The organism is Enterobacter sp. BIDMC93 (genome assembly GCF_001037805.1).
Taxonomy (GTDB): domain Bacteria; phylum Pseudomonadota; class Gammaproteobacteria; order Enterobacterales; family Enterobacteriaceae; genus Enterobacter; species Enterobacter hormaechei_C.
In genome coordinates this window covers 2,965,819-2,978,676 of the sequence record NZ_KQ089962.1, presented here as the reverse complement: position 1 = coordinate 2,978,676, position 12,858 = coordinate 2,965,819, and the positions used below count along the sequence as shown (strand labels likewise).

The 12,858-nt window shown below is 52.7% G+C and carries 12 protein-coding genes; 7 read left to right on the top strand and 5 right to left on the bottom strand.

Annotated elements, in window-relative coordinates; all coding sequences use genetic code 11:
* Positions 1-2: 2 nt before the first annotated feature.
* The 3 genes from ynfE to SK58_RS13850 form a co-directional block, all read right to left on the bottom strand.
* Positions 3-2,441 carry a selenate/tellurate reductase subunit YnfE gene (gene ynfE, locus SK58_RS13860; RefSeq protein WP_048220111.1) on the bottom strand — a complete coding sequence of 813 codons (2,439 nt, stop codon included), beginning with the start codon at positions 2,439-2,441 and terminating at the stop codon, positions 3-5.
* Between the two features lie 130 nt (positions 2,442-2,571).
* Complete coding sequence (locus SK58_RS13855) at positions 2,572-2,877, bottom strand: DUF1161 domain-containing protein (protein ID WP_003857424.1); 306 nt, start codon at positions 2,875-2,877, stop codon at positions 2,572-2,574.
* 128 nt (positions 2,878-3,005) lie between these two features.
* Complete coding sequence (locus SK58_RS13850) at positions 3,006-3,761, bottom strand: glycosyltransferase family 25 protein (protein ID WP_040117589.1); 756 nt, start codon at positions 3,759-3,761, stop codon at positions 3,006-3,008.
* A gap of 136 nt (positions 3,762-3,897) precedes the next feature.
* Between SK58_RS13850 and SK58_RS13845 the strand changes: the two genes are divergently transcribed.
* Entirely contained in the window at positions 3,898-4,608 is a 711-nt protein-coding gene (locus SK58_RS13845) for a YnfC family lipoprotein (RefSeq protein ID WP_045342826.1), read from the top strand.
* A gap of 17 nt (positions 4,609-4,625) precedes the next feature.
* Here SK58_RS13845 and speG read toward each other — a convergent pair whose 3' ends face one another.
* Together speG and SK58_RS13835 are read right to left on the bottom strand one after the other, a co-directional pair.
* Positions 4,626-5,186 carry a spermidine N1-acetyltransferase gene (gene speG, locus SK58_RS13840; protein ID WP_003857416.1) on the bottom strand — a complete coding sequence of 187 codons (561 nt, stop codon included), beginning with the start codon at positions 5,184-5,186 and terminating at the stop codon, positions 4,626-4,628.
* Positions 5,186-5,524, bottom strand: a complete 339-nt coding sequence (locus SK58_RS13835; protein ID WP_006808856.1) for a DUF1283 family protein — start codon at positions 5,522-5,524, stop codon at positions 5,186-5,188. Before SK58_RS13835 ends, speG begins: the two co-directional genes overlap by 1 nt.
* Positions 5,525-5,674: 150 nt before the next feature.
* Between SK58_RS13835 and SK58_RS13830 the strand changes: the two genes are divergently transcribed.
* The 6 genes from SK58_RS13830 (at position 5,675) to SK58_RS13805 (ending at position 12,789) form a co-directional block, all read left to right on the top strand.
* Positions 5,675-6,001, top strand: coding sequence for a YnfA family protein (locus tag SK58_RS13830; RefSeq protein WP_003857412.1), 327 nt, complete (start codon positions 5,675-5,677; stop codon positions 5,999-6,001).
* A 111-nt stretch (positions 6,002-6,112) separates the two neighbouring features.
* Positions 6,113-7,327, top strand: coding sequence for a D-mannonate dehydratase ManD (gene manD, locus SK58_RS13825; protein WP_017384541.1), 1,215 nt, complete (start codon positions 6,113-6,115; stop codon positions 7,325-7,327).
* A 14-nt stretch (positions 7,328-7,341) separates the two neighbouring features.
* On the top strand, positions 7,342-8,361 hold the full coding sequence (locus tag SK58_RS13820; protein WP_048220109.1) for a Zn-dependent oxidoreductase: 1,020 nt from the start codon (positions 7,342-7,344) through the stop codon (positions 8,359-8,361).
* Between the two features lie 73 nt (positions 8,362-8,434).
* The gene (locus tag SK58_RS13815) at positions 8,435-9,820 is read left to right on the top strand and encodes an MFS transporter (RefSeq protein WP_017694076.1); all 1,386 of its coding nucleotides are present in this window, start codon (positions 8,435-8,437) and stop codon (positions 9,818-9,820) included.
* Positions 9,817-11,223 (top strand): glucuronate isomerase, encoded by a 1,407-nt coding sequence (uxaC, locus tag SK58_RS13810; protein ID WP_047062774.1) that lies wholly within the window; start codon positions 9,817-9,819, stop codon positions 11,221-11,223. The genes SK58_RS13815 and uxaC overlap by 4 nt, the downstream gene beginning before the upstream one ends.
* 27 nt (positions 11,224-11,250) lie before the next feature.
* Positions 11,251-12,789, top strand: a complete 1,539-nt coding sequence (locus SK58_RS13805; RefSeq protein WP_015570613.1) for an MFS transporter — start codon at positions 11,251-11,253, stop codon at positions 12,787-12,789.
* Positions 12,790-12,858: the final 69 nt, after the last annotated feature.

Sequence of the window (12,858 nt, the reverse complement as noted above, 5' to 3'; positions counted from 1 at the left end):
CCTTATGCCTTCTCGATCTGCACCAGGTTCGTGTGCTGCGGGTTGCCTTTCGCCAGCGGTGACGGGCGGTGTGTGGTCAGGGTATTGATGCAGGAGCCGTGATCGACACGATCGCCGTTCATGTTGGCGTCATGCCAGGCGCCCTGGCCCATCGCGCTTACGCCGGGCATGATGCGCGGGGTGACTTTCGCGGCAATACGCACTTCGCCGCGGTCGTTGAAGACGCGCACCATATCCCCGTTTTTGATTCCACGTTGCTCCGCATCCACAGGGTTAAGCCACACCTCCTGGCGACAGGCGGCCTGGAGCACATCCACGTTGCCGTAGCTGGAGTGGGTACGGGCTTTAAAGTGGAAACCGAACAGTTGCAGCGGGAACTTGCTGCGCTCGGGCGCGTCCCAGCCTTCAAAGGTTGAGGTATAGACCGGCAGCGGGGTGATGGTTTCGTCTTTTTGCAGTTCCCAGGTTGCCGCAATATCCGCCAGCTTGCTGGAGTAGATCTCGATTTTGCCCGACGGGGTTTTCAGCGGATTGGCATCCGGATCGTCACGGAATTTTTTATAGGCCACAAAATGTCCGTTAGGATCTTTGCGCTTATAAATACCCATTTTTTTCAGCGCATCGTAGGATGGCAGCAGCGGATCTTTGGCGACCATTTTGGCGTACAGGTAGCGCAGCCACTGCTCCTGCGTACGGCCTTCGGTGAATTTCTGATGGATATCCGGTCCGAGGCGTTTCGCCACTTCACTCATGATCCAGTAGATGGGCTTGCGCTCGAACTTCGGGGCGGTAACCGGCTGGAGAAAAATCAGGTATCCCATGTTGCCGGCGTAATCGTTGGGGATGATATCTTCCTGCTCGACGGTCATCAGGTCCGGCAGAACAATATCGGCATACTTCGCGGACGAGGTCATAAAGTTGTCGATGACGACGATCGTTTCGCACTTGCTCTCATCCTGCAAAATGTCGTGAGTTTTGTTGATATCGGAGTGCTGGTTGATGATGGTATTACCCGCGTAGTTCCAGATGAACTTGATCGGCACATCGAGCTTATCTTTGCCGCGTACGCCGTCGCGCAGGGCGGTCATCTCCGGTCCACGGGCAATGGCATCCGTCCAGCTGAAGCAGGAAATTTGCGTTTTCACCGGATTTTCCGGCAGCGGCATGCGTTCGATGGTGATGGTGTAGGTCGATTCGCGCGCGCCGCTGTTGCCGCCGTTAATGCCGACGTTGCCGGTCAGGATCGGCAGCATGGCGATGGCGCGGGACGTTTGCTCCCCGTTAGCCTGACGCTGTGGGCCCCAGCCCTGGCAAATGTAGGCCGGTTTCGCCGAACCGATTTCACGGGCCAGCTTAATGATGCGATCGGCAGGGATGCCCGTTATGCGAGACGCCCACTCCGGGGTTTTCGCGGTTTTGTCATCACCCTGGCCGAGAATATAGGCTTTGTAATGACCATTAGCCGGTGCGCCTTCCGGCAGGGTTTTTTCGTCATAACCCACGCAGTATTTATCGAGGAAAGGTTGATCGACCAGATTTTCATTAATCAGCACCCACGCAATACCTGCCACCAGCGCGGCATCGGTGCCCGGACGAATCGGGATCCACTCGTCTTCACGCCCTGCGGCAGTGTCGGTGTAGCGCGGATCGATAACGATCATCCGCGCGTTTGACCGTTCGCGCGCCTGCTCAAGGTAGTAAGTGATCCCGCCGCCGCTCATGCGCGTTTCCGCCGGATTATTGCCGAACATCACGACCAGTTTGGTGTTTTCGATATCCGATGTGCTGTTGCCGTCGTTGCTGCCGTAGGTGTAGGGCATTGCGCAGGCGATCTGCGCGGTGCTGTAGGTGCCGTAGTGGCTGAGGAAGCCGCCGTAGCAGTTCATCAGGCGCGCGACCAGCGAGGCATAAGGGGAGGAGCGGGTGATGTTGCCGCCTACAATTCCGGAGGAGTAGTTAATGTAGACCGCTTCGTTGCCGTATTTTTCGACCACGCTTTTCAGGCTCGCGGCGATGGTGTCCAGCGCTTCTTCCCAGGTGATACGCTCAAACTTGCCTTCTCCACGTTTGCCCACGCGTTTCATCGGATAGTTCAGACGGTCTGGGTGATTAATGCGACGGCGAATTGAACGGCCTCGCAGACAGGCGCGAACCTGATGGTTGCCGTAAATATCCTCGCCGGTATTATCCGTTTCAACCCAGTAGACTTCGTCATCGCGAACGTGCATCCGCAGAGCGCAGCGGCTACCGCAGTTCACCGAGCAGGCGCCCCAGACGACTTTGTCTTCTGCGGGCTGAATAGCGGTCTGCACAGCGGCGGCGGCGCTTTTCAGACCAAAAGGTAATGCGATCCCACCGGCGGCAAGCGCCAGAGATCCTATGGCAGTAGATTTAACCAGAGTTCGACGGCTTATACCGCCGTGATGTTCAACTTCGGACATAACTCACCCCATCATTGTTAATAATTATTTTCACCCGTGACTACAACCGGGCTAATGATGGGGGGAGTGTTACTTATTTAGAGGTATTAAATATTAATCCTCGTCAAATCAGGGGAATTGAGTGGGAAAATCATTGCGGCTCAGCGGGCGCATTCTCTTGCGTACCTGCGCCGCTCACCGGGTAGTTGCCGCTACTGGTGCGGGTGTACAAAATTTTGAAAGTATCGTTGGCACAATGCCCAACGACCTGCGCATCCGGCTGATCGGCCTGATCGTTCGGGACGATGTTCAGGGTAAAGCCAGACTCCGGTACGCCGTTGTTGATAATCTTCTGCTGAATGTCGCTTTTCACGCGCTCGCAGGAGTCCGGGGCCGCAAGAAGAGCGGGTGAAGCACTCATTAACAGCAGGGCGGTAATCCAGGGTAACCGTTTCATCTGTAGCTCCTTTTTACTGTGTGGACTGTAAGCATAGCAGGGTTAGGGTAAGCTTTTGTTTTTGGACCTGTCTTTCTGAATTGTCCTGGAAATGCTAAATCGCTCGGTAATTAAAAAGAATAATACTCTTACCCTTTCCCTTGATTTATTATTGGATTGAACAATGGTGTAATCGCGCGTCGGTAACGATGGCGAAGCTTTGCAGCTAAAGGTCTTTCCCGCATCAGTAATTCCCAGATTTCTTTCTTTTTGGCATCTAAAGCGGCATCGCCTTTCGATTCATTAATAGTTGAGGCGTTCGCTTCTTCGGAAAGACATACAGGAAAAGGTATGATTGAATGAATTTTAGCCAAAGATAAATCTTCGAATAAGCTCCATTTGTCAGAAACCATCCACACAGGGTATAGGTTCTGAAGGAGATTACTGGCAGCTTTTTGATTAATAATATAAGCGTGAGCAGTCGTGGCTTGTTGAGTTTTATGAATGCTATATGAGCCATTTATGCTTTTGAGAGGTTTTTTGTAATATTTATTAACTCGACTAAGAAGTAGAATCTCAGGTTTAGTCGTGCTAAGCGTTACGTTGTCGAGTATTTCACGTAAATCATTATTTATTACGACATCATCCTCGAGGATGAGAGCTACGTCGATATTTTCATATGTTATTTTTTTATATATTTCCTGGTGACTTAATGCGCAACCCACTTCACCTGGGAGAAAAGCATAATTCACCTCACGCGTGACATTTCTGCGTTCAGTTTCAGTCATTTTCCGACCGTCAATTGCTTCGATAAATTCGTGTGCAATGTTCAACTTTAATAGTTGAGATTCCATTTTTGCACGACGCTCGAGCGAGTGTTTGAGATTGATTATAAAAGTTCTCATCCTTTGAACGTTCCTTGAAGACTGTTTGGCTGGACTACATTCGTACATTTTACCAGTATTCGAACCAATTCAACATCGTTACCATACTATTTGCTACTATGAGTATCACAACCCTTTCATTCTTTTGGTAAATGATGTGAACAAATACGCAGCGATAACGCTACTGGCAACGGTACTGGTGGGATGCGACAACAACACCGCGCCGCTGTCATTTACGCCGGAGATGGCGAGTTTTTCGAACGAGTTTGACTTTGATCCTCTGCGCGGGCCGGTGAAGGATTTTACCCAGACGCTGTTCAACGATAAGGGTGAAGTCTCTAAACGTGTGACCGGCACGATGTCAACGGAAGGGTGTTTCGATACGCTTGAACTGCACGATCTCGACGCTAATACGGGCGTTGCGCTGGTGCTGGATGCTAACTACTACGTCGATGCGGAAACCCAGCAGCAGAAGGTAAAGTTGCAGGGAAAATGTCAGCTGGCGGAACTGCCGTCTGCCGGCCTGACGTGGGACACCGACGATAACGGGTTTGTGGTTGCCGCGCACAGCAAAGAGATGGAAGTGAAGTACCAGTATGACGCCGACGGCTACCCGCTGGGTAAAACTACGGTTTCCGGCGACCAGCGTTTATCGGTCAAGTCGGTGCCGTCGAAAGATCTGCGCAAGCGCATGGATTATACGGCGGTAAGCCTGTTGAACGATAAACCGATGGGCAATGTAAAGCAGAGCTGTGATTACGATCGCCATAATAACCCGGTGAGCTGTGAGCTGGTGATCACCGATGACAGCGTCAAACCTGCCGTTGAGCACAAGTACACCATCAAAAACAGCATTGAATATTATTGAGAATAAAACCGCGCAGGTTACTGCGCGGTGGGTTTAAGCAGGCTGGCGGAGGAGGACTTATGCCCGGCCAGATGCTGATGCTGGAAAATGCACATGCGGATGGTGTTACGGTATTCACCGTTAATAAAGAACTCATGGATCAGTTCACCTTCCACCATAAAGCCCAGCTTACGGTAGATATGAATCGCTTTTTCGTTCTCTTTGTCGACGATAAGGTAAAGCTTGTAGAGATTCAGGACGTTAAACCCGTAATCCATCGCCAGCTTTGCCGCCCGCGACGCAAGACCTTTCCCCTGGTGCTCCGGTGAAATAATGATCTGAAATTCCGCCCGACGGTGAACGTGGTTGATCTCAACCAGTTCAACCAGCCCGGCTTTCTCACCTTCGCACTCCACCACAAACCGGCGTTCACTCTGATCGTGGATATGCTTGTCGTAGAGATCGGACAGCTCGACAAACGCCTCATAAGGCTCTTCAAACCAGTAACGCATCACGCTGGCATTGTTGTCGAGCTGGTGAACAAAGCGTAAATCTTCGCGCTCCAGCGGACGGAGCTTAACGTCACACGGCGTCGACATTACGGTGCTACCGTGCGGCCAGTGCGTCGATCCAGACAGCGCAGGGTGTTAGGCTCCCAATAGGCGTTGACGTTGGCACTTTGCTGGCATTTGTCGCGGGCATCAAACGCGACGTCTTCTTTATCCCACTCTTTTTCCACGCGCTTATTCACTTTCTGACGCAGGCTGCGGGTGTCATTCCATTGTTCTTTGTCCATGGCGGCGTTCTGACGGCTTTGCGCGCTGTCACCAGACTCAATGATGAGTTTGCTGGTTTCGGCTGATGCCGTTGCGGCGAAGGCGAACGATGACAGCGCCAGTACGGCTGTCAGACAAAGGCGTTTGCTTAATGTAGTCATAGCGTTTCCTTTAAACGGGTGCAGACAATCGGATTACCCCGTTGGATTCTACACCAATCCGAAAGGGTGTCATACCCGCGCGGCAGGTATGGGAACGATGTGAACATTATCGCGTATGATGTCTAAATCAATCCTCACGAAACGAGAAAAATGTTCAAAACGACGCTGCTTTTTTTCGCGACCGCGCTGTGCGAAATCATCGGATGCTTTTTGCCGTGGCTCTGGCTAAAGCGGGGCGCTTCCGCGCTGCTGCTGATCCCGGCGGGTGTGTCCCTGGCCCTTTTTGTCTGGCTGCTCACCCTGCATCCGGCCGCCAGCGGGAGGGTATATGCGGCCTACGGCGGAGTGTACGTCTGTACCGCGCTGCTGTGGCTGCGCGTTGTCGATGGCGTCAGGCTAAGCCTGTATGACTGGGCAGGCGCGCTGATTGCCCTGTGCGGCATGTTGATCATCGTGGCCGGTTGGGGACGCGCATAAGCGTCCTTATAGTGTGATCGCCCGCTGATTTTACGATCATTATACTTGTATGGTAGTAGTGTAGTTGCGTAAATTTCCTGCATCACAACGAGCGATGTAAGGAAATGGATTATGAAGATTGTCGGGGCTGAAGTATTTGTCACCTGCCCGGGGCGTAACTTTGTCACCCTTAAAATCACCACCGATGAGGGCATTGTCGGCCTGGGTGATGCCACGCTGAACGGACGTGAACTTTCCGTTGCCTCATACCTGAAAGATCACCTGTGCCCTCAGCTGATTGGCCGCGATGCGCACCGCATCGAAGATATCTGGCAGTTTTTCTATAAAGGCGCTTACTGGCGTCGTGGTCCGGTCACCATGTCAGCAATTTCTGCCGTGGATATGGCGCTGTGGGACATTAAGGCGAAAGCCGCGAACATGCCGCTCTATCAGCTTCTGGGCGGAGCCTCCCGGGAAGGGGTGATGGTTTATTGTCACACCACCGGGCACACCATTGACGACGTGCTGGAAGATTATGCCCGTCATAAAGAGATGGGCTTCAAGGCAATTCGCGTGCAGTGCGGCGTGCCGGGAATGAAAACCACCTACGGCATGGCAAAAGGAAAAGGGCTGGCGTATGAGCCAGCGACCAAGGGCGCCTGGCCGGAAGAGCAGCTGTGGTCCACTGAAAAATACCTCGACTTCACGCCGAAACTGTTCGACGCAGTGCGCAGTCAGTTCGGCTTCAATGAACATCTCCTTCACGACATGCACCACCGTCTGACGCCCATCGAAGCGGCGCGATTCGGCAAAAGCATTGAAGAGTACCGTCTGTTCTGGATGGAAGATCCGACTCCCGCTGAAAACCAGGAGTGTTTCCGCCTGATCCGCCAGCACACCGTCACGCCAATTGCGGTGGGGGAAGTGTTCAACAGCATCTGGGACTGCAAGCAGCTGATTGAAGAGCAGCTCATTGACTATATCCGCGCCACCATAACCCATGCGGGCGGCATCACCGGGATGCGTCGCATTGCGGACTTTGCCTCACTTTATCAGGTGCGTACCGGCTCACACGGCCCGTCGGATCTGTCGCCGATTTGCCACGCCGCGGCGCTGCATTTTGACCTGTGGGTACCGAACTTTGGCGTGCAAGAGTATATGGGGTATTCGGAGCAGATGCTGGAAGTGTTCCCGCACAGCTGGCGCTTCGATAACGGCTATATGCACCCGGGCGACAAGCCAGGGCTGGGCATTGAGTTTGATGAGAAGCTGGCGGCGAAATACCCGTACGATCCGGCTTATCTGCCGGTGGCTCGTCTGGAAGACGGCACCCTCTGGAACTGGTAAACGAGGAGCGAATGATGAAAAGCGTAGTGATCCAACAGCCGGATGTGCTGGTGATTGAAGAGCGTCCTCTCCCGTTGCCGGGCGCAGGCGACGTCCGCGTCAAAATTAAGCTCGCCGGTATTTGCGGTTCAGACAGCCATATCTATCGCGGGCATAACCCGTTTGCGAAATACCCGCGGGTAATCGGTCACGAGTTCTTTGGCGAAATAGACGCGGTTGGCGAAGGCGTGGAGGGCACCCGACTGGGCCAGCGCGTTTCGGTTGATCCGGTGATCAGCTGCGGGCACTGCTACCCGTGTTCCGTTGGAAAACCGAACGTTTGTACTTCGCTGGTGGTGCTGGGCGTCCACCGTGACGGCGGCTTCAGCGAATACGCCGTGGTGCCGGCGAAAAATGCCTGGCGCATTCCGGATGCGATCCCTGACCACCACGCGGTGATGGTTGAGCCATTCACCATTGCCGCCAACGTGACGGGGCAGGCGAAACCCACCGAACAGGATGTGGCGCTGATTTACGGCGCAGGCCCGATGGGGCTGGTCACCGTGCAGGCGCTGAAGGGCGTTTACAAGGTGAAGCAGGTCATCGTGGTGGATCGCATTGATGAGCGGCTGGAGATGGCGCAACGCAGCGGCGCAGACTGGGTTTTCAACAACGGCGAGCAGTCCCTACAGACCGCGCTGGATGAAAAAGGCATCAAGCCGACGTTAATCATCGATGCTGCCTGTCATCCGTCCATTTTACAGGAAGCGATTACGCTGGCGTCTCCGGCGGCGCGCATCGTGCTGATGGGCTTCTCCAGCGACCCGAGCCAGATTGTGCAGCAGGGGATCACCGGCAAAGAGCTGTCGATCTTCTCTTCGCGCCTGAATGCCAACAAATTCCCGGTGGTCATTGACTGGCTGGAAAAAGGGCTGATCGACCCTGAAAAACTGGTCACCCATACATTTGACTATCACCACGTTACAGACGCCATCGAACTGTTTGAAAAAGACCAGCGGCAGTGCTGCAAAGTCTTGCTCACGTTCGACCACTAATAATTCACGCGGTTAAGAGCCTGCGAAGACAGGCTCTCAGTGGTACGCATCTTACCTTGCAGAGATAGCCATTATGACTCAAGCACAACCTCAAAGAAGTACGTCAGATCTGGTGAAAGCCGCCGTATCTGGCTGGCTGGGCACCGCCCTGGAGTTTATGGATTTCCAGCTCTACTCCCTTGGCGCCGCGCTGGTGTTTCATGAAATTTTCTTCCCTGAGCAGTCCGCGGCCATGGCGCTGATCCTGGCGATGGGCACCTACGGCGCAGGCTACATCGCGCGTATTGTCGGGGCATTTATCTTCGGCAGAATGGGCGACAGAATTGGCCGTAAAAAAGTGCTGTTTATCACCATCACCATGATGGGGATCTGCACCACCTTAATCGGCGTCCTGCCAACCTACGCGCAGATCGGGATTTTCGCACCGGTGCTGCTGGTGACGCTGCGTATTATTCAGGGGCTGGGCGCGGGGGCTGAAATCTCCGGCGCAGGCACCATGCTGGCCGAATACGCCCCGAAGGGTAAACGCGGCATCATCTCCTCGCTGGTGGCCATGGGCACCAACTGCGGGACGCTGAGCGCCACGGCGATCTGGGCCGTGATGTTCTTTGCCCTCGATCGTGAAGAACTTATTGCCTGGGGCTGGCGCGTGCCGTTCCTCGCCAGCGTGGTGGTGATGATCTTCGCCATCTGGCTGCGTATGAACCTTAAAGAGAGCCCGGTGTTTGAGAAGGTAAACGATGCCGAAGCCGTTGCGCCGGTTGCTGCGCAGGATACCTCGGTCGGCGCGATGTTTAAGAGCAAATCGTTCTGGCTGGCGACGGGGCTGCGCTTTGGTCAGGCCGGTAACTCTGGGCTTATCCAGACCTTCCTTGCCGGGTACTTGGTACAGACGCTGTTATTTGATAAGGCGATCCCAACCGATGCGCTGATGATCAGCTCGATTCTTGGCTTCGTCTCCATCCCGCTGCTGGGCTGGCTGTCCGATAAAGTGGGGCGCCGTCTGCCATATATCATCCTTAACATTTCAGCCATTATTCTGGCTTACCCGATGCTGTCGATTATCGTCGATAAGAGTTACGCGCCGGGCGTGATTATGCTCTCTATCATCGTTATTCATAACTTTGCGGTGCTCGGGCTGTTTGCGCTGGAAAACATCACCATGGCGGAGATGTTTGGTTCGCGAAACCGCTTTACCCGCATGGCGATCTCCAAAGAGGCGGGCGGTCTGGTGGCGGTAGGCTTTGGTCCGGTGCTGGCGGGGATCTTCTGCAATATGACCGGGTCCTGGTGGCCGATTGTGGCGATGCTGGTGGCGTACTCGCTGATTGGGCTGGTCTCCGCTTTGCTGATGCCAGAAGTGCGCGACCGCGATTTGAGCCTGGTGGAAGATGCAGCTGAACCCCTGCGCCAGAGCGATACCGCAGCGAAGCAGCGGAAATATGGAGCCCTGTCATGAGTTTTATTAACGATAACTTTATGATTGGCAATGCGAGAGGTGTTGAACTTTATCGTAACGTCGCGAAAGCGCTGCCAATTATTGATTATCACTGTCACCTGGACGCGAAAGATATCTTCGAGAATAAAAATCTCGATAATATTACCGAACTCTGGCTGGCTGGCGATCATTATAAATGGCGCGCCATGCGCGCCAACGGTATTGACGAAAAATACATTACGGGCGATGCCCCGGCGGAGGATAAATTTGCGGCATGGGCTGAAACGGTCGAAGCGAGCTATGGAAATCCGCTCTATCACTGGACTCATTTAGAACTTCACCACTATTTTAACTGTGACGAACCGCTGGGCAGGCATAACTGGCGTGAAATAATGGAGCGCTGTAATCTGCTATTGCAGCAGCCTGATTTTACGCCGAGGGAACTCATTAAACGCTCCAGGGTAGAAGTTATTTGCACGACAGATGCTCCGCTTGATGATTTACGCTACCATCAATTATTGCGTGATGACGCGACGTTCAACGTTAAGGTATTACCGACCTTTCGTCCGGACGATGTTTTTGCGCAAAACGCGGAACAGTTTGCCGACTTTATCGATCGATTAGGTGAGACGACAGGATCTAAAATCCAGACATTCAGCGATTTTGTTAAGGGAATGAGCCAGCGTATTGCCTGGTTCCACGAAATGGGGTGCCGAATTTCCGATCACGGACCCGTGGAGATCCATTTTCAGTCAGCAGATGAAAGTCAGGTTGAATCCGTGTTTGCCCGAAAGCGCCGGGGTGAAAATCTGGACGCCCGTAATAATGCGATTCTTGACAGTGCCATTTTTATTATGCTGGCGCATAATTACAGGCAGCATAACTGGGCAATGCAGATACACTTCGGTGCGATTCGCAATAATAATTCCCGCATGTACCGTTCTTTGGGTAGTAATACTGGTTTTGACTCGCTGACCGATCAGTCGAATCTTGCGGCCAATCTCAACCAACTCCTGGATGCAATGGCGCAGGCTGAAGCTTTGCCCAAAACCATTTTATATAACCTCAACGCCAGCTATAACGATATTGTCGCGACGACTATCGCTAATTTTCAGACTGCGGAATTGGGCGTTAAATCGCCGATACAGTTTGGCTCCGGATGGTGGTTTAACGACACTCAACGCGGAATGGAAAACCAGCTACATAGCCTTGCGGATCAGGGGCTATTAATGAATTTTGTCGGTATGTTAACCGATTCCCGTAGTCTGGTTTCGTATACTCGCCACGATTATTTCCGTCGTATTTTGTGCAATATCATTGGCGGCTGGGTGGAGCGTGGTGAAGTTCCGGATAATAACGCCATCCTAACGAAGATGGTTAAAAATATTTGCCATGATAATGCTGAAAACTATTTCAGATTCTAAATTCTACTCACTGAGTGGGGATGGAACATGTCTCGTACTGCAAAAAAAATTACTATTCCGGTTAGTATCGGCTACGGACTAACGGATATTATGGGCGGCGGTGCCTTTACCGTTATCGGCGCCTGGTTATTATTCTTCTATACGACATTTGTTGGGTTGTCACCGGTTGAAGCGGCGTCTATTGTTGCTATAGCGCGCATTGTCGATGCTATCGTTAGTTTGTTTATGGGAAGTTTCACTGACCATTTTTACAAAAACTATTTTGGTAAAAAATTTGGTCGCCGACGTTTCTTTTTGCTGATCGGTGCACCGTTGATGCTGGTCTATGCATTGCTGTGGCTTGATGGCATGACATACGGTTTTTATCTCGCCGTCTATCTAGCATTTGAAATTATTGCTGCAATGGTACTGATCCCGTGGGAAACGTTACCGTCAGAAATGACAAAAGACTTTAACCAGCGGACCAAACTCTCTACCTGTCGCATGTTTCTTTCAGCGTCCGGGACGTTTCTGGCGACATTTATTCCCGGATTACTGATCGGCTATTTCGGGGAAAACAGCGCCCATGCCTACCTCATAAACGGCGTTATTTTTGCTGTACTGTTTATGGTATGTGTATTCATCTCGTGGAAGGTGACCTGGGAACGCGAGTTGACGCCGGAAATGCTCTCCGGGCTGGAAAAAAACACACGCCCACAAACAGCAGGGGAGAAGCTGGCTGCCTTTGGACGACTTTTTAAGGAGTATGGTTCCACCCTGAAAATCCGGGCCTTCAGGAAACATCTCGCCATCTATCTGCTGTCGTTTACCGGCAAAGATGTCTACAACACGGTATTTGTATTTTTCTGCGTGTACTGTCTGAATGTCTCTTCCTCACTGGCAGGCACGCTGCTGTCGATGAGTATTGTGGGGCTGCCCGTCACGTTAATTGCGGGTATAGGGATCATCAGATATGGGCCATCAAAGCTATATGTATTTGCCTATTCACTGATGTTGCTCTGTTTGGGGGGCTTCTTTGCCGTGTACCAGATCCCTGCGCTGAATACCGTCGCGACGCTGGTCATTCTGGCCGGGGTGTATCAGGTGGGGCGCTGCGTCCTTGAGTTTACACCGTGGAACGTGTTCCCGTTCATTCCAGATATCGATGAAATGGTCAGCCGTCAGCGTCGTGAGGGACTGTTTGCCGCGGTAATGACATTCTCCCGAAAAACCACGGTCGCAATTGCCACCTTTATTGTGGGTCTCCTGTTACAAAGCGGCGGATTTGTAAAAGGGAGCCAGACGCAGCCAACCGAAGCCATCCACACCATCGCAATGCTGATGTTCATCGGCACTGCTGCCTTGCTTATCCTGGCCCTGTGGCAGGCTCTGACATTTAACCTGAACAAGCGTACGCACAAAATCTTTGTGGATGAGCTGGATCGCCTGAAAGCCAACGGCTCTCCCCAACGCGTATCCGCCGAAGCTCGCCGGGTCGTGGAAGATTTAACAGGCTATTCCTACGACAGGTTGTGGCGTGAGCCGACGGTCCGGTCCGGCGAGCAGACGGTGCGCACCCCTGTATGAGCTGGTTTATATCTTTTGCCAGATGTCACACAACTTGATTTTTATATCACACCACTTGGCCGAAAGTTA

Coding starts and splice junctions, on each gene's coding strand:
- uxaC (WP_047062774.1), top strand. CDS start 9,817: ATGAGTTTTATTAACGATAACTTTATGATTGGCAATGCGAGAGGTGTT.
- ynfE (WP_048220111.1), bottom strand. CDS start 2,441: ATGTCCGAAGTTGAACATCACGGCGGTATAAGCCGTCGAACTCTGGTT.
- SK58_RS13820 (WP_048220109.1), top strand. CDS start 7,342: ATGAAAAGCGTAGTGATCCAACAGCCGGATGTGCTGGTGATTGAAGAG.
- SK58_RS13805 (WP_015570613.1), top strand. CDS start 11,251: ATGTCTCGTACTGCAAAAAAAATTACTATTCCGGTTAGTATCGGCTAC.
- SK58_RS13850 (WP_040117589.1), bottom strand. CDS start 3,761: ATGAGAACTTTTATAATCAATCTCAAACACTCGCTCGAGCGTCGTGCA.
- SK58_RS13815 (WP_017694076.1), top strand. CDS start 8,435: ATGACTCAAGCACAACCTCAAAGAAGTACGTCAGATCTGGTGAAAGCC.
- SK58_RS13855 (WP_003857424.1), bottom strand. CDS start 2,877: ATGAAACGGTTACCCTGGATTACCGCCCTGCTGTTAATGAGTGCTTCA.
- speG (WP_003857416.1), bottom strand. CDS start 5,186: ATGTCGACGCCGTGTGACGTTAAGCTCCGTCCGCTGGAGCGCGAAGAT.
- SK58_RS13835 (WP_006808856.1), bottom strand. CDS start 5,524: ATGACTACATTAAGCAAACGCCTTTGTCTGACAGCCGTACTGGCGCTG.
- manD (WP_017384541.1), top strand. CDS start 6,113: ATGAAGATTGTCGGGGCTGAAGTATTTGTCACCTGCCCGGGGCGTAAC.
- SK58_RS13830 (WP_003857412.1), top strand. CDS start 5,675: ATGTTCAAAACGACGCTGCTTTTTTTCGCGACCGCGCTGTGCGAAATC.